The sequence below is a fragment of the Micromonospora pisi genome, from assembly GCF_003633685.1.
GTDB lineage: Bacteria > Actinomycetota > Actinomycetes > Mycobacteriales > Micromonosporaceae > Micromonospora_G > Micromonospora_G pisi.
Genome location: NZ_RBKT01000001.1, coordinates 6,883,069 through 6,904,035 on the forward strand (window position 1 = coordinate 6,883,069; position 20,967 = coordinate 6,904,035).

The 20,967-nt window shown below is 70.4% G+C and carries 17 protein-coding genes; 12 read left to right on the forward strand and 5 right to left on the reverse strand.

The window, feature by feature from the left end; translation table 11 throughout:
- The first annotated feature begins 53 nt into the window (after positions 1 to 53).
- Together BDK92_RS29785 and BDK92_RS29790 are read left to right on the forward strand one after the other, a co-directional pair.
- Positions 54 to 1,634 carry an MFS transporter gene (locus BDK92_RS29785; RefSeq protein WP_121159724.1) on the forward strand — a complete coding sequence of 527 codons (1,581 nt, stop codon included), beginning with the start codon at positions 54 to 56 and terminating at the stop codon, positions 1,632 to 1,634.
- Positions 1,635 to 1,644: 10 nt separating this feature from the next.
- On the forward strand, positions 1,645 to 2,295 hold the full coding sequence (locus BDK92_RS29790) for a TetR/AcrR family transcriptional regulator (RefSeq protein WP_121159725.1): 651 nt from the start codon (positions 1,645 to 1,647) through the stop codon (positions 2,293 to 2,295).
- Positions 2,296 to 2,314: 19 nt separating this feature from the next.
- Here BDK92_RS29790 and BDK92_RS29795 read toward each other — a convergent pair whose 3' ends face one another.
- The 3 genes from BDK92_RS29795 to BDK92_RS29805 all read right to left on the reverse strand — a co-directional run bounded on the left by BDK92_RS29795 (position 2,315) and on the right by BDK92_RS29805 (position 5,561).
- Complete coding sequence (locus BDK92_RS29795; RefSeq protein WP_121159726.1) at positions 2,315 to 4,231, reverse strand: helix-turn-helix domain-containing protein; 1,917 nt, start codon at positions 4,229 to 4,231, stop codon at positions 2,315 to 2,317.
- A 17-nt stretch (positions 4,232 to 4,248) separates the two neighbouring features.
- Positions 4,249 to 5,031 (reverse strand): 3-hydroxybutyrate dehydrogenase, encoded by a 783-nt coding sequence (locus BDK92_RS29800; RefSeq protein ID WP_121159728.1) that lies wholly within the window; start codon positions 5,029 to 5,031, stop codon positions 4,249 to 4,251.
- Between the two features lie 239 nt (positions 5,032 to 5,270).
- A complete protein-coding gene (locus BDK92_RS29805) occupies positions 5,271 to 5,561 on the reverse strand; it encodes a hypothetical protein (protein ID WP_147457155.1) in 291 nt (96 codons plus the stop codon).
- Between the two features lie 1,143 nt (positions 5,562 to 6,704).
- Here BDK92_RS29805 and ruvC point away from each other — a divergent pair.
- From ruvC to BDK92_RS29845, 8 genes are all read left to right on the forward strand, one after another.
- Positions 6,705 to 7,259 (forward strand): crossover junction endodeoxyribonuclease RuvC, encoded by a 555-nt coding sequence (gene ruvC, locus BDK92_RS29810; RefSeq protein WP_121159731.1) that lies wholly within the window; start codon positions 6,705 to 6,707, stop codon positions 7,257 to 7,259.
- Complete coding sequence (gene ruvA, locus BDK92_RS29815; RefSeq protein ID WP_121159733.1) at positions 7,256 to 7,858, forward strand: Holliday junction branch migration protein RuvA; 603 nt, start codon at positions 7,256 to 7,258, stop codon at positions 7,856 to 7,858. Before ruvC ends, ruvA begins: the two co-directional genes overlap by 4 nt.
- Positions 7,855 to 8,913 (forward strand): Holliday junction branch migration DNA helicase RuvB, encoded by a 1,059-nt coding sequence (gene ruvB, locus BDK92_RS29820; protein ID WP_121159734.1) that lies wholly within the window; start codon positions 7,855 to 7,857, stop codon positions 8,911 to 8,913. The genes ruvA and ruvB overlap by 4 nt, the downstream gene beginning before the upstream one ends.
- 147 nt (positions 8,914 to 9,060) lie before the next feature.
- Positions 9,061 to 9,399 (forward strand): preprotein translocase subunit YajC, encoded by a 339-nt coding sequence (yajC, locus tag BDK92_RS29825; RefSeq protein WP_121159735.1) that lies wholly within the window; start codon positions 9,061 to 9,063, stop codon positions 9,397 to 9,399.
- Positions 9,400 to 9,559: 160 nt separating this feature from the next.
- The gene (gene secD, locus BDK92_RS29830; protein WP_211349413.1) at positions 9,560 to 11,476 is read left to right on the forward strand and encodes a protein translocase subunit SecD; all 1,917 of its coding nucleotides are present in this window, start codon (positions 9,560 to 9,562) and stop codon (positions 11,474 to 11,476) included.
- A 72-nt stretch (positions 11,477 to 11,548) separates the two neighbouring features.
- Positions 11,549 to 12,760 (forward strand): protein translocase subunit SecF, encoded by a 1,212-nt coding sequence (secF, locus tag BDK92_RS29835; protein ID WP_121159738.1) that lies wholly within the window; start codon positions 11,549 to 11,551, stop codon positions 12,758 to 12,760.
- 105 nt (positions 12,761 to 12,865) lie between these two features.
- Positions 12,866 to 13,429 carry an adenine phosphoribosyltransferase gene (locus BDK92_RS29840; protein ID WP_121159740.1) on the forward strand — a complete coding sequence of 188 codons (564 nt, stop codon included), beginning with the start codon at positions 12,866 to 12,868 and terminating at the stop codon, positions 13,427 to 13,429.
- A 633-nt stretch (positions 13,430 to 14,062) separates the two neighbouring features.
- On the forward strand, positions 14,063 to 16,489 hold the full coding sequence (locus BDK92_RS29845; protein WP_246017591.1) for a RelA/SpoT family protein: 2,427 nt from the start codon (positions 14,063 to 14,065) through the stop codon (positions 16,487 to 16,489).
- Between the two features lie 142 nt (positions 16,490 to 16,631).
- Here the strand turns inward: BDK92_RS29845 and BDK92_RS29850 are convergent, their stop codons facing one another.
- Complete coding sequence (locus BDK92_RS29850; RefSeq protein ID WP_121159741.1) at positions 16,632 to 17,471, reverse strand: peptidylprolyl isomerase; 840 nt, start codon at positions 17,469 to 17,471, stop codon at positions 16,632 to 16,634.
- Positions 17,472 to 17,535: 64 nt separating this feature from the next.
- On the reverse strand, positions 17,536 to 18,429 hold the full coding sequence (locus tag BDK92_RS29855; protein WP_121159742.1) for a peptidylprolyl isomerase: 894 nt from the start codon (positions 18,427 to 18,429) through the stop codon (positions 17,536 to 17,538).
- Positions 18,430 to 18,796: 367 nt separating this feature from the next.
- On the opposite strand from BDK92_RS29855, the gene BDK92_RS29860 reads away from it, so the two are divergent.
- The gene (locus BDK92_RS29860; RefSeq protein WP_121159743.1) at positions 18,797 to 19,516 is read left to right on the forward strand and encodes an MBL fold metallo-hydrolase; all 720 of its coding nucleotides are present in this window, start codon (positions 18,797 to 18,799) and stop codon (positions 19,514 to 19,516) included.
- Positions 19,517 to 19,581: 65 nt separating this feature from the next.
- Entirely contained in the window at positions 19,582 to 20,910 is a 1,329-nt protein-coding gene (hisS, locus tag BDK92_RS29865; RefSeq protein ID WP_121162712.1) for a histidine--tRNA ligase, read from the forward strand.
- Positions 20,911 to 20,967 lie beyond the last annotated feature (57 nt).

Consider the following 20,967-nt stretch of genomic DNA (forward strand, 5'->3'; position numbering starts at 1 on the left):
GAGTCTGTTCCGTATCGTATTGGTGATACGGAGTATCGGGGGTAGAGGCGTCGATGCAAAACCCACAACCATTCGAGAACACCGGGCATCCCCGGCGCTGGGCCATCCTCGGCGTGCTGGTGATCAGCCTGCTGGTGGTGGTCCTCGACAACACGATCCTCAACGTCGCCCTGCGTACGTTGTCCGACCCGGTACACGGGCTCGGCGCGAGCCAGGGTGAGCTGGAATGGGCGATCAACTCCTACACGCTGGTCTTCGCCGGCCTGCTCTTCACCTTCGGAGTGCTCGGCGACCGGCTCGGCCGCAAGCGGTTCCTGCTCTTCGGGCTCGCCATGTTCGGGCTCTCCTCGCTGCTCTCCGCGTACGCCCAGAACCCGGGCCAGTTGGTCGGCGCGCGGGCACTGATGGGTCTCGGCGGTGCCGCGATCATGCCGGCCACGCTGTCGATCATCTCCAACGTCTTCGACCCCCGCGAGCGGGCCCGCGCGATCGGCGTCTGGTCCGGGTCCGTCGGCCTCGCCGTCGCGATCGGCCCGGTCCTCGGCGGACTGCTGCTGGAGCACTTCTGGTGGGGTTCGGTCTTCCTGATCAACGTGCCGGTGGTACTGGTCGGCCTGGTCGCCGCCGCCATCCTGGTGCCGGAGTCGCGGGACCCGCGCCCCAACAAGATCGACGTGGTCGGTGTCCTGCTCTCCGTGATCGGTCTGGTCGCCCTGAGCTACGGCATCATCGACGGCGGCGAGCACGGCTTCGGTCGGCCACTGGTCTGGGTCGCGATCATCGGCGGTCTGGCGGTGCTGGGGGCGTTCGTGGTCTACGAGCGGCGGGTCGAGTTCCCGTCACTGGACGTCCGGCTCTTCAAGATGCCCCGGTTCGCCGCCCCGGTCGCGGTCGTCGGGCTGACCTTCTTCGCCACCATGGGCGTGATGTTCTTCAGCTCCTTCTACCTGCAACTGGTCCGGGGTTACGAGCCGCTCCACACCGGCCTGCTCTACCTGCCGTTCGCGGCGGCCCAGCTGATCTTCGCCCCGCGTAGCGCGGCCATGGTCAAGCGGTACGGGAGCAAGGCCGTCTCGGCGGTCGGTCTGACCCTGACCGCGCTCGCGCTCTTCGTGTTCGTCTTCATCGGTGCCGAGACCCCGATCTGGGTCCTCCTGGTGTCGTTCTTCGTCCAGGGCGTCGGAATGGCGAACATCGTCGCGCCCGCCACCGAGTCGGTGATGTCCTCGCTGCCCCGGGAGAAGGCCGGCGTGGGCTCGGCGGTCAGCAACACCATCCGGCAGGTCGGTGGCGCACTCGGGGTCGCGGTGATCGGGTCGGTGCTAGCCGGCGTCTACCGGGACCAGATCGCCTCGGCCACCGGAGCGCTGCCCGCTCCGGCCCGGGACGCGGTGAACGAGTCGATCTCCGGTGCGTACGCCGCCGCGGCTCAGCTCGGCCCGGCCGGACAGAGCGTGATCGGCGCGGCCAACGACGCGTACGTCTCCGCCATGCACTGGGCCTCCGGGATCTCGACCGTCATCGTGGTCCTCGGCATCCTGGTGGTGCTGCGCTGGATGCCCGGACGGGCGGCGACCCAGTCGCACGTCCAGCCCGAGCCGGCGGCCACGCCGGAACTGGCCACCACGTCATAAGTCGGAAACAATGACCGACATGACCACCACCGCTGATGCTCCGCGGTCGCCCGGGCGACCGCGGAGCACCCGCGTCGACGAGGCCATCATGGAAGCGACCCTGGACCTGCTCGCCGAGGGCAGCAGCATCGAGGCGCTCTCCATCGAGGCGATCGCGGCCCGCGCCGGCGTCGGCAAGGCGACCATCTACCGCCGATGGTCGGGCAAGGAAGCACTGATCATCGACACGCTGCGCACGCTCAAGGGCCCACCGGCCATGCCGAACGGCAAGAACGTCCGCGAGGACCTGGTGATCCTGCTCAACGCCGTGGGCCACAACCCGGACGCCCGCGCCGCGTCGATCTTCCCGTGCATGATGCCGACGATCCAGCGCGACACCTCAATGCACCGGCTCTACCAGGAGATACTCGAACCCCGCCGGCAGGTGATGCGGGACGTGCTGCGCCGGGGCATCGAGCGCGGCGAACTCCGCCCCGACCTCGACGTCGAGCTGACCCTCTCCATGCTCACCGCGCCGGTGCTGTTGCAGCGCCTGCTGAACTGGCACCCGAAGCTCGGCGACGAGAACCTGCCCGAACGGGTGGTCGACGCCTTCTTCGCCGGCATCGCCACCAACCCGGGCACCGCCACCAACCCGGGCACCGCCACCAACCCGGGCTGAGCGGCCCGGCCGCCTCCGGTCAGGCGGGCGTACGGAGGCGGTGCAGCCGGAGCGCGAGCTGGACCTCCAGCGCCCGCTCCGGCTTCTGCCAGTCCGGTCCGAGCAGCTGCCCGACCCGCTCCAGGCGCTGGGTCACCGTGTTCACGTGTACGTGCAGCTGCTCGGCCGCGCGGGCCAGACTGCCCCCCACCCCGAAGTACGCCTCCAGCGTCTTCACCAGGGCGGTGCCGCGTCGGGCGTCGTAGTCGACCACCGGTCCCACCGTGTCGGCGAGGAACCGGGCCACGTCCCGGTCACCGTCCTCGGTGACCGAACCAAGCAGGAGTCCGACAAAACCGAGCTCGGCCGTGCTCGCCCCCTCACCGGCCCGGCCGAGCGCCCAGAGCGCCGTCAGGCAGCGGTCCGCCTCGCGGAACGCGGTACCGAGCGAGGCCGGCCCGGTGGACGGGCCGCTCGACCCGGCGGTCACCGGGCGACCGGTCACCCGGGACAGGTCCCGGACCACCGCCCGTGCCGCCGCCCCGGCATCCTGGCCGGGCAGCATGAGCACCACCCGCCCGTCCCGGGCAGCGGCCAGACCGCCCCGGGTGGAGGCGTACGTGGTCGCCCAGGAGACGACCCGCTGCCGGGCCGAACCGGTCGTGGCGATCACGTCGTCGCCGACCGCCACCAGGACGTGCGGCGCGTCCAGCTCCACCCCGAGCCGCCGGGCCCGGCTGCGCAGCGCCTCCGCGTCCCGTACCGGGCGGGCGATCAGGTCATCGAGCAGTTCGCCCCGGACCCGTCCCTCGGCCTCGGCGACGGTCCGGCGGAACAGCAGCAGCAACGCGGTGACCAGTGCCGCCCGCTCCAGGATCCGCTGGTCGGCGTTGACCAGTTCGTCGTCGGGATGCAGCACCAGGGCGCCGAGGTTCTCCGTACCGGCGACCACGGCGGCGTACCAGAGGGGGCCCCGGCGGACACTGCGTCCCTCGGCCCGGGAGGCGACCACGGCCTCGACCAGCGCCGCCCGGTCCGGCTCGCCGATGCTGCCCACCCGGGCCAGTAGCCGACCCTCGGCGTCCAGCGCCAGCAGTGCCCCGCCGAGCACGTCGGTCACCGCCGCCGCGACGTCCTCGACCCCACCGCCGCGCAACACCAGCGCGGTCATCCGGTCGTGCGCGGCGGCGGCCCGCTCGACCGACGCGCTGTGTGCCTGGATGGTGGCGTTCGCCGAGGAGAGCTCGGCGAGCGCGGCCCGGGTCTCCAGCAGCAGCCGGGCGGTGTCGATCGCCACCGCCGCGTGCGCGGCCAGGGAGACCAGCAGCGCGACCTCCTCCCGCGCGAACGGTCTGGCGGAACGGTTCGCCGCGTAGAGCACCCCGATCACGCTCGGCCCGAGCCGCAGCGGAACTCCCAGGATCGCGACCAGGCCCTCCTCGCCGACTCCGGCGTCGATCTCGCCGGTGTGGTGGAAGCGGGCGTCCTCGGGGTAGTTCGCGGTCGCGTACGGGGTGTCGGTCTGCGCGACCAGGCCGCCCAGTCCGGCCCCCATCGGCAGCCGCAGCCGCTGGAAGCGGGCCGAGACGGAACCGTCGGTGACCCGCATGTACGTGTCGCCGTGCTCCTCGTCGTTGAGCGTCATGTACGCCACGTCGGTGCCGAGCAGGTGCCGGGCCCGGTGCACGATCGCCCGGAGCACCGCGTCCAGGTCGCGCAGCCCGGCCAGGTCGCTGGCGGTGTCGTACAGGCCGGAGAGTTCGACCTCGCGTTGGCGCCGCCGTTCCAGCAGCGCCCGCACCCGCAGCGCGACCACCTTGGCCTGTTCCAGTTCGGCCAGCCGCTCGGCCGGTAGGCCGGCGGCGCGGGCAGCGAGCAGTGGCCCCTCGAACTCCACCGCGGCGGCCTCGCGGGCCAGCAGCTCCAGGAATTCGATCGGCGACGACATGGGACCCATTGTGCGTGTGGGGATCTTCAGTTTGCCGTCCAGCCCCCGTCGACCGCGATCGCGGTGCCGGTGATGAACGACGCGGCCGGCGAGCAGAGGTATGCCATCAGCTCGGCCACCTCCTCCGGCTCGATCAGCCGTTTGATCGCGGCGCGAGCCAGCATGATCTTCTCGACCACTTCCTCCTCGGCGATGCCGTGGGTGGCGGCCTGGGCCGCGATCTGCCCCTCGACCAGCGCGGTACGGACGTACGCCGGGTTGATGCAGTTGGCGGTCACCCCGTGCGCGGCGCCCTCCAGCGCCACCACCTTGGAGAGTCCCTCCAGGGCGTGTTTCGCCGAGACGTAGGCCGACTTGTACGGCGAGGCCCGCAGCCCGTGCACCGAGGAGATGTTGATCACGCGGCCCCAGCCCCGCTCGTACATCCGGGGCAGCGCGCGCTGGATCAACAGGAACGGCGCCTCGACCATCACCCGGTGCAGGTACGCGAAGCGCTCGACCGGAAACTCCTCGACCGGCGCGACGTGCTGCAGGCCGGCGTTGTTGACGACGATGTCCACCCGGGCGTCGATCGCCGAGGTCGCCGCCGAATCGGCCAGGTCGACCGCGAGCGCGTTCCCGCCGATCTCCGTCGCCACCGCCTGGGCCGCCTCGGCGTTCCGGTCGACCACGGTCACCACCGCGCCGGCCGCCGCGAGCCGGACCGCGCAGGCCCGGCCGATGCCGCTGCCACCACCGGTGACCAGCGCGGTGCGCCCCGACAGGTCGAGCTGTACGACGTGGGGATCAGCCACGCTTTCTGCCGTCATGGCGCAAGAAGCTACGACCCGTACGGCCGGGCGCACATGGGCAACGAACACATACTCCACGGCGGGGCTATGTGGCTCCAGGCGGGATACGTGGCGACGGTGGCCGGACTCGTGGCGCTGCGTCCGCCCCGAAGCCATCCATCCACCCGGATTGCCGGCGGTGGGGGCCGTGTGGCGAGTCGGGGAGCCGGTGCGACCTGAAGACGTGTCTCACCGGCTCCCCGATCATCGCAGTGGGATCAGCAGGTCACGACGCCGTCAAAGTCGCCGAGGAAGTACCACTCGTAACGCCAAGTCGTGTGGGCCTTGACGGTGTGGCAGTCGCTGTCGGACCAGTTGTTGACGAGAACCTTGGCGTTCACGTCGTAGCCGCAGGTGTTGTCGACCGAAACGGAATCGACACCAGGCGCCCAGCCGAGATTGACGCAGGAGGGGAGGGTTCCGGCCATTGCCGGGGAAGTCCCGCCGGTGACCAGCGTGCCGGTTGCGAGCGCCAGCATTGCGGCGCCGGACATGATGCGTCGTGACATTCGTTGCATGGTTTTTCCCTCCGTGAATGCGATGAGCAGCGCACGTCGCGCACTGATTGGCGTCAACGATCTTGCGGCTCCGTGACGCGACTATGGCATAGGCCGGGAGTACGTGTCTAACCCTTGTCGTGGTCGAGTGTGGAATCCCTGCGGCCGGTTGGCGCGATTACAGAAATCACCCTCCGTGACTGCCTATTGCAATTACGGAATGTAGTTTGGGTGATCACCGGGGTCGACGGTGTCGTCGAGGGTGAGCGGGGCATCGCGTGGAGTGATGATCGTCCGGGCTCTCCGTTGTCATACTGCCGCGCGCGGCCCGGTTGAAGAATCCCTTGACCTGGGAAGATGGATCGATCCCGAGATTTGGGTGATCTGGGTCACGTTCGGAGGTGCGGCTGCTTCCCGGTTCGCTGTCTCCGGCGCAGCGCACTGCGGCCAGCTACGCCCCGCCGGGAGCGGCTACTTTCAGATCGGGTCATGTGTCGGGCGAAACGACCGGCCGGAAGCACGTACGTCGGAGTCCGCCTCGGCCTGCCTCCGTCCGCTCCACAATGGCGTGGATCGCTGTATTCGATTGGCGGATCAGACGTGATGTTCCCGTGGCCCCGATAACGTCCGACGGACACCCGTGTACGGGAGGGTGGTTGCCTCCGCTCCATGCGGACTCATTCTGCAATCGAGTGGAGGACTATTCTTCAGTGACAGTCGTAGAATCCTCGCGACGAGTCCCGGACGAGTCCCGGACGAGCGCTCATCCACTCTGGATGACGTCTACGAAAGGTCGCTCGTCGCACTCTCCTGGTCACGGAGGCTCCGGCATCTCGTATGCCAGCGGGCCCGTCGGTCCCGGCCAGCGGGCGCCCCGCCCGCCTCTCCATGAGACGTCGGCCCCGCGACGCGTCGATGGGTGGCCGGTAGCTCGGCGTCGGTGGGCCTCGGCGTACCCGGAGGGCACGCCCGCCCGCGCCCGAGTGGATGCCGCGACGTGTACACCCAGGAGGGCGCGGGACCCGGGTCTGACGGTCCGGCAGCGCCCCGACGGGCTTTTGTGTGCACGACTGAGGGTCGTGACACCCTGATAGGTGGTTCGGGAGACTATGGTGTCGAACACGTGTACTGCCGGTGCGTAGGGGAGGGGGCGGCGTGCGGGTGCTTGGCGTCGACCCGGGGCTGACCCGGTGCGGGGTCGGTGTGGTCGAGGGTGTGCCCGGCCGACCGTGCACCCTGGTCGCCTACACCGTGGTACGGACCGACCCGGCGGCTGATCTGTCGCTGCGGCTGCTGCACCTTGACCGGGCGTTGACCGAGCTGGTCGCCGAGCACCGGCCGGAGAGCGTGGCCGTCGAGCGCGTGTTCAGCCAGTCGAACACCCGGACCGTGATGGGCACCGCCCAGGCCAGCGCGATCGCCGTACTGGCCGGCGCGCGGGCCGGGCTGCCGGTGCAGACGTACACGCCGAGCGAGGTGAAGGCGGCGGTGACCGGTTCGGGCCGGGCCGACAAGGATCAGGTCACCGCGATGGTGACCCGCCTGCTGCGGCTGGCCGCGCCGCCGAAACCGGCGGACGCGGCGGACGCGCTGGCGTTGGCGATCTGTCATGTCTGGCGGGGCGGGACCCGCGCCCGGCTGGCCGCCGCGGCCGACGCCGCCGCGCGGCGCACAGCGGCGGACGCCGCCCGAGGTGGAGGAACACGATGATCGCCAGTGTGCGGGGCGTGGTGGCCGGGCTGGGTCCGGACACCGCTGTGATCGAGGTGGGTGGGGTCGGGCTGGCGGTGCACTGCGCGCCGGGCACCCTGGCCGGACTGCGGCTCGGCAGCGAGGCCCGGCTGGCCACCACTCTGGTGGTCCGGGAGGATTCGCTGACCCTCTACGGGTTCGCCGCCGACGACGAGAAGCACCTCTTCGAGTTGCTCCAGACGGCCAGCGGGGTCGGCCCCCGGCTGGCCCAGGCGGTGCTGGCGGTGCACTCTCCGGACGCGATCCGCAAGGCGATCGCCAACGCCGACCTTGCCGCCCTGACCCGGGTGCCCGGGATCGGCAAGAAGGGCGCCGAGCGGTTGGTGCTGGAGCTGCGGGACAAGATCGGTCCGGTCGCCATCGGTCCGGACGGCGCGGGTGGCGTGGTCGGCGGGGCGTGGCCGGAGCAGATCCGGCAGGCGCTGGTCGGGCTCGGCTGGACGGTCGCCCAGGCCGACCAGGCGGTGGCCACCGTGGCGGAGACCGTCGACGGTCCGACGCCGCCGGTTCCGGTCCTGCTCAAGCAGGCGATCCGGCTGCTCGGTAAGACCCGATGACCGATTCCGAGGACCTGGTCTCGGCGTACGCCGACGACGCCGAGCGGGACGCCGAGGTCAGTGTCCGACCGAAGCGGCTCTCCGACTTCATCGCCCAGCACCGGGTACGTGACCAGCTCGACCTGCTGCTCCAGGGTGCGATGCGTCGGGGTGCGCCGCCGGACCACATCCTGCTCTCCGGTCCTCCGGGACTGGGCAAGACCACCCTGGCCAACATCGTCGCGGCGGAGCTCGGCACCGGGATCCGGGTCACCAGCGGGCCGGCGATCGAGCGTTCCGGTGATCTGGCCGCGATCCTGACCAGCCTCGCCCCTGGTGACGTCTTCTTCATCGACGAGATCCACCGGATCGCCAAGCCGGCCGAGGAACTGCTCTACAGCGCGATGGAGGACTTCCGGGTCGACGTGGTGGTCGGCAAGGGGCCCGGTGCGACCGCGATCCCGATCGAGGTCGAACCGTTCACGCTGGTTGGCGCGACCACCCGGTCGGGGCTGCTGACCGGTCCGATGCGGGACCGGTTCGGGTTCGTGGCGCACCTCGACTTCTACAGCCCGGCGGATCTGGAGATCCTGCTGCACCGCTCGGCGCGGATCCTCGGCGTACCGATCACCGACGAGGGGGCGGTGGAGGTGGCCCGCCGCTCGCGTGGCACGCCCCGGATCGCCAACCGGCTGCTGCGCCGGGTCCGGGACTTCGCCGAGGTCCGGGCCGAGGGTGTGGTCACCCTGGAGACGGCCCAGGCGGCACTGAAGGTGTACGACGTCGACGCGCTCGGGCTGGACCGGCTGGACCGGGCCGTGCTCAGCGCCTTGATCGACTCGTTCCGGGGTGGGCCGGTCGGCCTCTCCACGCTCGCGGTGGCGGTCGGGGAGCAGCCGGACACGGTCGAGGAGGTCTGCGAGCCGTTCCTGGTCCGGGCCGGGTTGCTGGCCCGTACGCCGCGGGGCCGGGTGGCGACCGAGGCGGCCTGGCATCATCTCGGCCGTACGCCCCCGAATGGTACCTTTAGTAGTAGTTCGGGCCCAACGCCCGATCTGTTCACTGCTGAGTCGTAACTGTCGTGATCTGTTTGTGATCCGTGCCGCATTCGGCGTACACAGACTCACCGACTAGACTTCGCCGCGATCTGTCTGTACAGACAGGAGATTTCGCTTTCGCCGTGACGTACCACGTCGCGACGGGGCCAATGGGAAGGTCATAGCGTGCGTTACCTAGCGGCAGACGGCGGCGGTGGAGCCGGTAGCTTCACGCCGATCCTCGTGATGGTCCTGTTCTTCGGTGTCCTGTACTTCATCATGATTCGGCCCCAGCAGAAGCGGCGCCGCGAGGCCGAGCAGATGCAGTCCTCGATTGGCCCTGGCGACGAGGTGGTCACCATTGGTGGGCTGTACGGCACCGTCGCCTCCGTCGACGACGAGACGGTGACCCTCGAGGTGGCCCCCGGCGTGCACACCAAGTACGCCCGCCCGGCCATCGCTCGTGTGGTCAATTCGGCGCCGAAGCTCGAGTCGATCCCGGATGAGATCGAAGCGAAAGAGTGACCGATCCTCGGTGACACCGGGATCGATCTTCGATCGAAGATAGTAAATAGCGGTACCGGCGTGTGACACACGTCGGAGAGGTACGCATGTCGCCGGGCATGCCGGCGCCCCATCGCCGCCCATCACCAGCGGCCGAACCGTGCAGGGAGACAGGACAGCCGTGGCACCACCTCAGGGACAGATGCACCCCGGGCGGCAACTCGCCGTACTCGGGGGCATCTTTGTCGTCCTCTACCTCTTAGTCTTCTTCGCCGGCGGTGCTAGCGGGAGCTTCCGCGACCGGTTGGAGCCGAAGCTCGGTCTCGACCTGGTCGGCGGCACCCGGATGACGCTTGAGGCCACCAGCCTGAACAACCAGCCTCCGACACAGGAGAACCTGGAGCGCGCCCGGCAGATCATCGAGAACCGGGTGAACGCCCAGGGCGTCTCCGAGGCCGAGGTGGTGACCGAGGGCAACCGCAACATCGTCATCTCGCTCCCCGGTCAGAGTCGGGACCTGACCGAGGTCGGCAACGCGGCCGAGCTGCGCTTCCGCAAGGTGCTCAAGACCGCGGACGGTGGGGCGCCGAGCGCGGTCGCGCCGACCCCGCCGGCGGCCGGCGCCACGCCGGACCCGTCCGGCACGCCGAACCCGAGCGCGTCGGCCGGTGCGCCGAGCGGTACGCCGTCCGCCGGTGCGCCGAGCGGTACGCCGTCCGCCGGTGGCCAGGGCGGGATGGCCCCGGCGCCGACGCCGAGCGCAGCCGCCACCAGCGCGCCGCCGGCCACGCCGACCCCGAGCGCCTCGACCTCGTCGGCCCCGGTGTCGCAGAGCGTCGAGCAGCAACGTGCCGCGGTCCAGCAGAAGGTGGGCCCGGAGGCATGGGCGGCGGCGAGCGCGCTGCAGGCGCCGGCCGACCTGACCACCGACCCGACCCTGCTCGACAAGCTCAAGCCGTTCGGTGAGCTGACCGGTCGGGAGGTCGCCGCACTGCCGGCGGCAATGCAGTTCAACGTACCGACGATCACCTGCGAGTTGCTGGAGCAGCGCCCGCCGGCCTCGATCAGCGCCAAGGACCAGCAGGTCGTGGCCTGTGAGGGCCCGGTGAAGTACCTGCTCGACGTGGCCAAGGTGCAGGGCACCGACGTCAGTGACGCCAGCGCCGTGCTGGACCAGAACAGCCAGTGGGTGGTGAGCCTCAACTTCACCGGCCCCGGGCAGAAGAACTGGACCAACCTGACCCGCGAGGCGTTCAACAACGACGGCGGTGCCTGCGACCAGAGCGCGGTCGGCCCCGACGGCAAGTGCCGGGTCGCCGTGGTGCTCGACAACACGGTCGTCTCCTCGCCGGAGATCCAGGCCGTGCTCACCGGTGACTCGCAGATCACCGGTAACTTCACCAGCAAGGACGCCAACACCCTCGCCGGTCAGCTCCGCTTCGGTGCGCTGCCGGTGACGTTCGAGCCGCAGGAACAGGAGAGCGTCTCCGCGACGCTCGGCTCCAGCCACCTGAAGGCCGGTCTGCTGGCCGCCGGTGTGGGCCTGCTGCTGGTCGCCATCTACTCGTTCTTCTACTACCGCCTGCTCGGCACGGTCATCATCCTCAGCCTGGGGCTTTCCGCGCTGCTGGTTTTCGGCGCGCTGATCGTGCTCGGCCGGCAGATCGGCTTCACGCTGACCCTCGCCGGCATCGCCGGATTCATCGTCTCCCTGGGTGTCGCCGCCGACTCGTTCGTGATCTATTTCGAGCGACTCAAGGACGAGATCCGCGAGGGGCGCAGCCCGCGTAGCGCGGTGCCGCGCGCCTGGGCCCGGGCCCGGCGGACGATCATCTCGGCCAACGCCATCTCCATCCTGGCCGCGGTCGTGCTCTACGTGGTCTCGGTCGGCACGGTGAAGGGCTTCGCCTTCGCGCTCGGTCTGGCCACCATCCTCGACCTGGTCGTCGTCTTCCTCTTCCGGCACCCGATCATGACGATGTTCGCCAACACCAGGGCGTTCCTGTCGCCCCGGGTCAGTGGGCTCGGTCGGGTGCTGCAGCACAAGAACGAGGCCGCGCCGACCGACCCGCGCAACCCGCGGGCCAAGGAGGCCTAGCATGAGCGAGCCAGTCATCCAGGGCAGCGCCACGGCCTTCCCGGTCGGCGCCAAGCAAAGCGAGGTAGCGGCATGAGCGGCCGTAGCGGTCTGGCCACCCGGCTCTACCAGGGTGAGGCCGGTCTCAACATCATCGGACGCCGCCGGCTCTGGTTCGGCATCGCGGCCGGCCTGGTGCTGATCGCGATTCTGGGCATCTCGATTCCCGGGTTCAAGCTCGGTATCGAATTCTCCGGCGGCAACTCGTTCCAGGTGCCGGCCAGCATCGGCACGATCACCCACGCCGAGGAGCAGGTCGACGCGGCGCTGGGCGATCTCGGTGGCGCCGAGCCGGCGCACGTCGTCTCCACCCAGACGGTCAACGGCGTCGGCGGCTCGTTCTACGAGTTGCGCACCACGGAGCTGAACACCGAGCAGTCCAACGAGGTGCAGGCCGACCTGGCCAGCCGGTTCGGCATCGCCGAGGACCAGATCAGCATCAACCAGGTGAGCGCGGCCTGGGGCGACCAGGTCACCGAGCGGGCACTGCTCGGTCTGGTGGTCTTCGTCGTACTGGTCATGATCTACCTGATCCTGCGGTTCGAGTGGCGGATGGCGGTCGCCGCCGTCTCCTCGCTCTTCCTCAACCTGGTGCTGACCGCGGGCATCTACGCCCTGGTCGGCTTCGAGGTGACCCCGTCGACCATCGTCGGCTTCCTCACCATCCTCGGCTTCGCGCTCTACGACGTCGTCGTGGTCTTCGACAAGGTCCAGGAAAACACCCGGGGCATCACCGCGAGCAGCACCCAGACCTACGGCGAGGCGGCCAACCTCGCGATCAACCAGACCCTGATGCGGTCGATCAACACCGGTCTGGTGGCGCTGCTGCCGGTCGGTGGTCTGCTCTTCATCGGTGCCGGCCTGCTCGGCGCGGGCACCCTGGAGGACCTGGGCCTGGTGCTCTTCGTCGGTATGGGGATCGCGGTCTACTCCTCGATCTTCTTCGCGACCCCGGTGCTGACCCTGCTCAAGGACTACGAGCCGCGGATCCAGACCCACACCAAGCGGGTCCTGGGCCGGCGCTCCACCGGTGCCACCGGCCGGCCGGCCCGTCCGGTCGCCCAGAGCGGCACTGAGCCGTCCGACGAGACGACCGACGGCCAGGACGTCGACGAGGCCGCCGCGCTCTCCGGCGCCGCACCGAAGGTCGGCGCCCGCCCGGCGGGCAAGCGCTCCGCGGGGGCACGCGGTGGCCGCCCCGGTGGCGGCGGCGGAAACCGGCCAAGTGGGGCCAAGCGCCGCTGACCCTGGCGGAAGAGGCGACAAGGGCGTCCGGCATGCTGAGTTACACGGCGTGCCGGGCGCCCTTCGTATTGGCGCGACCGGCCCACCTCCGGTGAGAGGAGCAGCGTGACGGAGACCCAGACCGGGGTACGGGGCGACAGCGGCCCGGCCACCGCGGAGCTCGTGGCCAGTCGGGTGCTGGACGTACCGGACTTTCCCCAGCCCGGGGTGGTGTTCAAGGACCTGATGCCGCTTTTCGGCGACGGTGAGGTCTTTCGGCAGGTGATCGACGGGATCATCGCGTACCACGGGCGGGACTCGTTCGACGTGGTGGCCGGGATCGAGGCCCGTGGCTTCGTGCTCGCCGCCGCGATCGCGTACGCGACCGGGGTCGGTGTGGTGCCCGTACGCAAGGCCGGCAAGCTGCCCCGCGCGGCGTACGCCGCCTCCTACGCCCTGGAGTACGGCGAGGCCACCCTGGAGGTGCACCAGGACGCCTTCACCGCTGGTCACCGGGTACTGGTGGTGGACGACGTGCTCGCCACCGGGGGTACGGCGGAGGCGACGTTGGGGCTGGTGGAGCAGGCGGGCGGCACGGTCGCGGGCTTCTCCGTACTGCTCGAACTCGCTTTCCTCGGGGGCCGTGATCGGTTGGCTCCCCGTCCCGTCCATGCCCTTCTGACTGTTTAGTGGTCCTTGTCGTTCGGGACCGATCCGGTGCGTGCGGGGGAGCGGCATCCGGCCGTCGGGACGGGTAGCATTGCCTTTCGCTGACCAGGTGGAGGCCGTTCTACCGGGCTGGCGCCGGACCTGGCCGACCGGTTACGGTCGGCTCGTCCCAAGCGAGGTGTGAGGAGGCCGGTGTCCCACGATGTCGCCCCTCCGGCGGAGGGCACGGTGCAATCGACCAGCGAGGCCGACGGTGTCACCAAGCCGGTGACCACGCCCGCCAGCGGGCCGGTCCCGACAACCGCCGGTACCAGCTCCGTGGCGAACGGGTCGGCCGACGAGGCTGAACCCGTAGCCGGTCAGACCGCCCAGGACGGCGGTTCCGTCGCCCGTGGCGGCGATTCCCGTCCGGCCACCACCGACAACGGCGCGGCCGGTGTCAGCGGTGCCGGGCGTACCGGCGCTGCCGCCCCCTCCGGTGGCCCGGACGGCGCGGTAATCGGCGAAGCGGACACAGGCGCACCTGGCACCACCACACCGAGCGGCGTGGGCAAGGCCGGCGCGCCCGCCGCCACCCGTACCCCGACGGCGGCCAACGGCTCCGCCCCGCACGCCCCCGCGTCACCAGTGGCGGCCGGCGGCACTCCCGCGGCGGTGGTCCCGGTCGCCGTCACCCCGCCCACCGGACCGGCGAACGGTCCGGGCGGCACCGGCGGTGTGGCGTTGCCCGGCCCGGCCGGTGGCGTGGTGGTGCCGGTCGGTGCGGCCGGTCGACTCGTCACCGCCGACGAACCCGGCTCGCCGACGTCGAGCTTCGGTCTGGCCAGTGCGCCGACCGGGCGGCGGGTCCGCGCCCGGCTGGCCCGGTTCAACGCCCCGTGGCAGACGCCGCAGGTGAGCGAGGTGCTGGAACCGCTGATCGCCACGCACCGGGCGGCCCATCCCAAGATGGACGCCCGACTGCTCCAGCGCGCGTTCGACATGGCCGCCCGCTGGCACTCGGGGCAGTACCGCAAGTCCGGTGACCCGTACATCACCCACCCGCTCGCGGTCGCCACCATCCTGGCCAACCTCGGCATGGACACCACCACGCTGGTGGCGGCGCTGCTGCACGACACCATCGAGGACACCAACTACGGCCTCGACCAGATGCGGATCGACTTCGGTGCCGAGGTCGCCCTGCTGGTGGATGGCGTCACCAAGCTCGACAAGGTCAAGCTCGGCGACGCGGCGAAGGCCGAGACGATCCGCAAGATGGTCGTGGCGATGGCGAAGGACCCACGGGTCCTGGTGATCAAGCTCGCGGACCGGCTGCACAACATGCGTACGCTGACCTTCCTGCCCCGCGCGAAGCAGGAGCAGAAGGCCAAGGAGACGCTGGAGATCCTCGCTCCGTTGGCGCACCGCCTGGGTATGAACACGATCAAGTGGGAGCTGGAGGATCTCGCCTTCGGCACCCTGTTCCCCAAGCGCTTCGAGGAGATCAACCGGCTGATCGGCGAGCACCAGCCGCAGCGTGAGGCGCTGCTGCGCCAGGTGACGCAGAAGGTGCAGGTCGACCTCAAGGCCGCCAAGATCAAGGCGGAGACGACCGGGCGCCCCAAGCACCTCTACTCGATCTACCAGAAGATGATCGTCCGGGGTCGGGACTTCAACGACATCTACGACCTGGTCGGCGTCCGCATCCTGGTCGAGACGGTGCGCGACTGCTACGCGGCCCTCGGTGTGATCCACGCGAACTGGCAGCCCGTACCGGGCCGGTTCAAGGACTACATCGCGATGCCGAAGTTCAACATGTACCAGTCGCTGCACACCACCGTGATCGGGCCCAGCGGCAAGCCGGTGGAGATGCAGATCCGGACGTACGCGATGCACCGCACCGCGGAGTTCGGCATCGCCGCGCACTGGAAGTACAAGGAGCAGAAGGGCGCGACGGTCGTCGGCCCGCCGGCCAACATCGACGAGATGACCTGGCTCCGGCAGCTGCTCGACTGGCAGCGGGAGGCGAGCGACCCGAGCGAGTTCCTGGACGCGCTCCGCTTCGACCTCTCCAGCCAGGAGGTGTACGTCTTCACGCCGAAGGGCGACGTGATCCCGCTGCCGACCGGGTCGACGCCGGTCGACTTCGCGTACGCGGTGCACACCGAGGTCGGGCACAAGTGCATCGGCGCGCGGGTCAACGGCAAGCTGGTGCCGCTGGAGTCGACCCTCTCCAACGGCGACGTGATCGAGATCTTCACGTCGAAGTCCGACACCGCCGGCCCGACCCAGGACTGGCTGGGCTTCGTCAAGAGCCCGAGGGCGCGCACGAAGATCCGCCAGTACTTCAACAAGGAGCGGCGCGAGGAGGCGATCGAGGCCGGCAAGGACGCGATCGTCAAGCAGATGCGCAAGCAGGGCATGCCGTTGCAGCGCATGCTCAGCTCGGACAACCTGATGGCGATCGCCCGGGACCTGCACCTGGCCGACGTGGCGTCGCTGTACGCGGCGGTCGGCGACAGCCAGGTCTCCGCCCAGTCCGTCGTACAACGGCTCATGGCCGGCTACGGCGGCGAGGAGGGCGCGGCCGAGGACATCGCCGAGACCGCGGTCGCCACCCGGCCCCCGCGTAGCCGTACCTCCAGCCACGATCCGGGTGTGGTGGTCCGGGGCGTCAGCGACGTCTGGATCAAGCTCGCCCGGTGCTGCACCCCGGTCCCACCGGACTCGGTCTTCGGCTTCGTGACCCGTTCCGGTGGCGTGAGTGTGCACCGGGACGACTGCGCCAACGCCGAGGACCTGCGGGTGCAGGGGGAGCGGATCGTCGAGGTGAGCTGGAAGCTCACCAGCGCCTCGACCTTCCTGGTGGCGATCCAGGTGGAGGCGCTGGACCGGCACAAGCTGCTCGCCGACGTCACCCGGGTTCTCTCCGACGAGCGGGTCAACATCCTCTCCGCGACCGTCACCACCACCCGGGACCGGGTGGCGGTGAGCCGGTTCAGCTTCGAGATGGCCGACCCGAAGCACCTGGGTCACCTGCTGGCGGCGGTGCGCAAGGTCGATGGTGTCTTCGACGCCTACCGGGTCACCTCCGGCGCCTGACCGGCGCCGGAGGTGGGCCCGGGCCCGACACGCTGATCGGCGGGCCGGGAAGCGCGGATGAGACGTAGGACGAACGAAGGGGGCGGCCCGCCGAAGCGGGCCGCCCCCTTTTCGTCAGTGATGGCGGAAGGTGTGCGGAAACTCAGCTCGCCACCGGGCTCATCGTGATCGACTTGATCAGAACTTCCTTCTTCGGGTGGCCGCCACCGGCCTGCTGGGCGAAGGCGCCGTCGTCGCCGGCCGCGCCGACCTGCGTCACCAGGTCCATCCCGCCGGTGACCGTGCCCAGGACCGTGTAGGTCGCGTCGAGCTCCGAGTCGCCGTAGACGATGAAGAACTGGCTTCCGCTGGTGCCGGGCTGGCCGGAGTTGGCCATCGCGATGACCCCGGCCGGGTACGGCGGGCGCTGCTCGGTCGGCAGGTTCTCCTCGGCCATCCGGTAGCTCGGGCCGCCGGTGCCGTCACTGTCGCGCCAGCCCGCTCCGGTGGCGCTCGGGTCGCCGCACTGCAGCACCTTGAGGCCCTCGGTGACGAGCCGGTGGCACTTGGTGTTGTCGAAGAACTTCTTCTCGGCCAGGTGGGTGAAGCTCGCCGCGGTGCACGGAACCTTGCTCAGGTCCAGCTTCGCGGTGATCGGCCCGAGCCCGGTGTCGATGGTCATCGTCTGCGAGCCGGCGTTCGGCGCCGTGGCCGGCGGCAGCCCGACGTCCTTGGTCGTGGGCGAGCGCTGTTCCGCCGGAAGGTCGGTCCAGACGCACTGGGTGGTTCCGGCCGCGGGCGTGGCGGTGTCGGTCGACTTGTCGTCGTCGCCGAGGCTGGCGACCAGCCAGACGGTGCCGGCGATGACCAGCAGCAGAGCCAGTCCGGCGCCGACGGTCGTCTGGAGCTGGCGGCGCTTGCGGGCGGCGGCGGCCCGCTGGGCCATCTCCCGTTCGAGCCGTGCCCGCGCCGCGGCGCGCTGCCGCTCTCTCGTGGACGTCACGGTGACTCCTCCTGGGCTATCTACGCTGCGGTGCTGCGTCCGCGGCTGGTGTCTGGGGCTCTGCTCAGGACTGCCCGGCCGCCGCCGTGGAGGTGGCGGTCGGGGGCGCCGCCGGCGGCGCGGCGGGCGGTGCGTCAGGGGAGACCTCGCCGACGGTCAGGCTCTGGATCACCACGTCGGTCTTCGGTTTCACCTGCTCGCCGCTGCCATTGTCCACCCGTTCCATGGTGCCGATCTTCTGGATCACGTCGAGGCCGGAGCTGACCTTGCCGACGATCGGGTAGCTCGGCGTGGCCGGGCTGAAGTCCTTGTAGAAGATCAGGAACTGGCTTCCGTTGGCACCGGGCGCGCTGCCGATCAGGGCGACGGTCCCGGCGGGGTAGAGCGGAGAGGTGGTGGGCGAGGGGCTCGCCGACGGGCTGGGAGCCGGCGCCGTCGGTACGTTCTCGCTGGTGAAGGTGTACGTCGGGCCGCCCAGGCCGGTGCCGCTCGGGTCGCCGCAGCGCAGCGCGCCCTCGGCGGTGATCTCGTGGCAGTTGGTGTTGTCGTAGAACGACCGGCTCGCCAGGTGGGCGAAGCTCGCCCCCGCGCAGGGCGCGTTGGTCAGGTCGAGGTCCACCGTCACCGGGTTGCCCTGGTTCGTGGTGATGGTCATCGGGCGGGTCCCGGCGGTCGGCAGTCCGGTGGTTCCCGGCACGCCGACGTCCTTGAGGTTGGCGTTCGAACTCGCCTCCTGCGGGGTCCAGGCGCAGATCTCCGGTGCTGCCGCGGGGCTCGGCTCGCGGTCGAAACCGCCGAGCGCCCAGACCGAGCCGACCACGATGAGCGCCAGCGCGAGAGCCGCGCCGACCCCGGCCTGGATCTGTCGCCGCCGCCGGACGGAGGCGGCTCGTCGAGCCATCTGCCGGTCGAGCTTGGCGCGCGCCAACTTGCGCTGCCGGTCCCTGCTGGAAGCCACCCGCGCTCCTTTTCCCTCTACCCTGGTTGTGGCGGACGGCCACCTACCCGCCGTCGGACGTCAAGTGCGCCACGCCACACGCCCGCCAGAGTGTACGGCCATCCGCTGAGAATGTGGTGTACGAGGTGGCCGGTGGGGGAATCCGGTGCCCCGGGCGGTCCTGCGTCGACGCGCCAGACCGGCCTTTCGGATATTTCCCCCATGCCGTTCGACCCCGACCCGGCTCGGATGTCCCGTACGTCGTACGGAGTCCAAATCCGATGGTGTGGTCGGCCCCACGGGTGGGACCGTACGTGTGCCGCGCCGCCCACCCTGACCGGCGGGCTAGGCTGCGGGTGACTTCAGACGTCGACGGGAGGGGGCAGCCGTGTTCGTCGCCGGGTTTCCCGCGGACACCTTCGGCACCAACTGCTACGTGGTCGCGCCCGCGCCCGGAGAGCAGTGCGTCGTGGTCGACCCGGGAATCGGGGTCATCGACCAGCTCGACGAGCTCCTCGCCGAGCACCGGTTGCAGCCCGCTGCCGTACTGCTGACCCACGGCCATCTGGACCACGCCTTCTCGGTCGCGCCGGTCTGCGGCGCCCGGGGGATCACCGCGTACGTGCACCCGGGCGACCGGGAGATGCTCGCCGATCCGAGCAAGGGGCTCGCCGCGGACATGAGCCAGCTCCTCGGCGGGAGGCTGGAGTACTCCGAGCCGGAGGACGTGGCCGAGCTGACCGACGGCGCGACCATGAGCCTGGCCGGGCTGGAGATCACCGTCGACCACGCCCCGGGCCATACCGGCGGGTCGGTGCTCTTCCGCCTGCCGGCAGCCGGTTCGCCCTGGGACGCGGACCAGATCTGCCTCACCGGGGACGTCCTCTTCGCCGGCTCGATCGGACGCACCGACCTGCCGGGCGGCAGCATGCCCGCCATGCTGACCAGCCTGCGGGAGAAGATCCTCCCGCTCGCCGACGACACCGTCGTCCTGCCCGGCCACGGCCCCGACACCACCATCGGCCGAGAGCGCGCGAGCAACCCGTACCTGCATCAGGTGGGTACGCCGGAAGACGTGCGACCCGCAGCTATCCGCCGCAACTGGTAGCTCGCCCACTCGCGCCGCCTCGCGTCACCGAATCCGCGCGTCCGCGCGGAAGTCCAAGGAGCATGATGAGCAAGCCGTCCCCCATCTCCGGCTTTCCCGAGTGGGCCCCGCCGCAGCGGATGATCGAGCAGTACGTGATCGGCCGGATCCAACGGACATTCGAGTTGTACGGCTTCGCGCCACTGGAGACCCGGTCGGTCGAGCCGTTGGACCAGCTACTACGCAAGGGGGAGACCTCCAAGGAGGTCTACCTCGTACGCCGGTTGCAGGAGGACCCCGGCGGGCCGACCGGCGACGACGCGCTCGGCCTGCACTTCGACCTGACCGTGCCGTTCGCCCGGTACGTGCTGGAGAACGCCGGCAAGCTGCAGTTCCCGTTCCGGCGCTACCAGATCCAGAAGGTGTGGCGGGGGGAGCGGCCCCAGGAGGGGCGCTACCGGGAGTTCCTCCAGGCCGACATCGACATCGTCGACCGGGACACCCTGCCGGCGCACTACGAGGCCGAGCTGCCGCTGGTCATCGGCGACGCCCTCAGCGGGCTGCCGATCCCGCCGATCGTGATCCAGGTGAACAACCGCAAGGTCAGCGAGGGCTTCTACCGGGGCGTCGGGCTGACCGATCCGGACGCGGCGCTGCGTGCGGTGGACAAGCTCGACAAGATCGGTCCGGACAAGGTGGCGGCGCTGCTGGTCGAGACCGCCGGGGCGACCGAGGCGCAGGCCAAGGCGTGTCTGGCCCTGGCCGAGATCAGCGCTCCGGACGGCTCGTTCGCCGACGCGGTCCGCGCCCTCGGGGTGGAGCACCCGCTGCTCGACGAAGGGCTCGCCGAACTGGTCACGGTGGTGGAGACGGCCGCCGCGCACTCGCCCGGCCTCTGCGTCGCCGACCTGCGCATCGCGCGTGGCCTGGACTACTACACCGGTACGGTCTACGAGACCCAGCTGCGCGGGTACGAGCGGTTCGGTTCGATCTGTTCCGGTGGCCGGTACGACAACCTCGCCACCGCCGGCTCGGCAACCTTCCCCGGCGTGGGCATCTCGATCGGCGTGACCCGGCTACTCGGCCTGCTCTTCGGCTCTGGTGAGCTGAACGTCTCCCGGTCGGTGCCGACCTGTGTGCTGGTGGCGCTCGCCGACGAGGAGCACCGGCCGGCCAGTGACCGGATCGCGGCGAAGCTGCGGCGGCGCGGGATCGCCACCGAGGTCTCGCCGTCGGCGGCGAAGTACGGCCGGCAGATCCGCTTCGCCGAGCGGCGCGGCATCCCGTACGTGTGGTTCCCGGGCGCCGACGGGGCGGTGGACGAGGTCAAGGACATCCGCTCCGGCGAGCAGGTGCCGGCCACTCCGGACGAGTGGACGCCGCCCGTCGAGGACCTCCGTCCCCTGGTCAGCTGAGCGGCGCGGGGATTCGCCCGGACTGGCTGAGCGGTCCGACTGGCGTTGTCGATCGAC

What these genes read in the sequence shown, in the direction of transcription:
- BDK92_RS29800 (WP_121159728.1), bottom strand. Translation starts at nt 5,031, where the DNA reads ATGACGGCAGAAAGCGTGGCTGATCCCCACGTCGTACAGCTCGACCTG.
- ruvA (WP_121159733.1), top strand. Translation starts at nt 7,256, where the DNA reads ATGATCGCCAGTGTGCGGGGCGTGGTGGCCGGGCTGGGTCCGGACACC.
- BDK92_RS29805 (WP_147457155.1), bottom strand. Translation starts at nt 5,561, where the DNA reads ATGTCACGACGCATCATGTCCGGCGCCGCAATGCTGGCGCTCGCAACC.
- secF (WP_121159738.1), top strand. Translation starts at nt 11,549, where the DNA reads ATGAGCGGCCGTAGCGGTCTGGCCACCCGGCTCTACCAGGGTGAGGCC.
- hisS (WP_121162712.1), top strand. Translation starts at nt 19,582, where the DNA reads ATGAGCAAGCCGTCCCCCATCTCCGGCTTTCCCGAGTGGGCCCCGCCG.
- ruvB (WP_121159734.1), top strand. Translation starts at nt 7,855, where the DNA reads ATGACCGATTCCGAGGACCTGGTCTCGGCGTACGCCGACGACGCCGAG.
- BDK92_RS29795 (WP_121159726.1), bottom strand. Translation starts at nt 4,231, where the DNA reads ATGGGTCCCATGTCGTCGCCGATCGAATTCCTGGAGCTGCTGGCCCGC.
- BDK92_RS29785 (WP_121159724.1), top strand. Translation starts at nt 54, where the DNA reads ATGCAAAACCCACAACCATTCGAGAACACCGGGCATCCCCGGCGCTGG.
- BDK92_RS29790 (WP_121159725.1), top strand. Translation starts at nt 1,645, where the DNA reads ATGACCGACATGACCACCACCGCTGATGCTCCGCGGTCGCCCGGGCGA.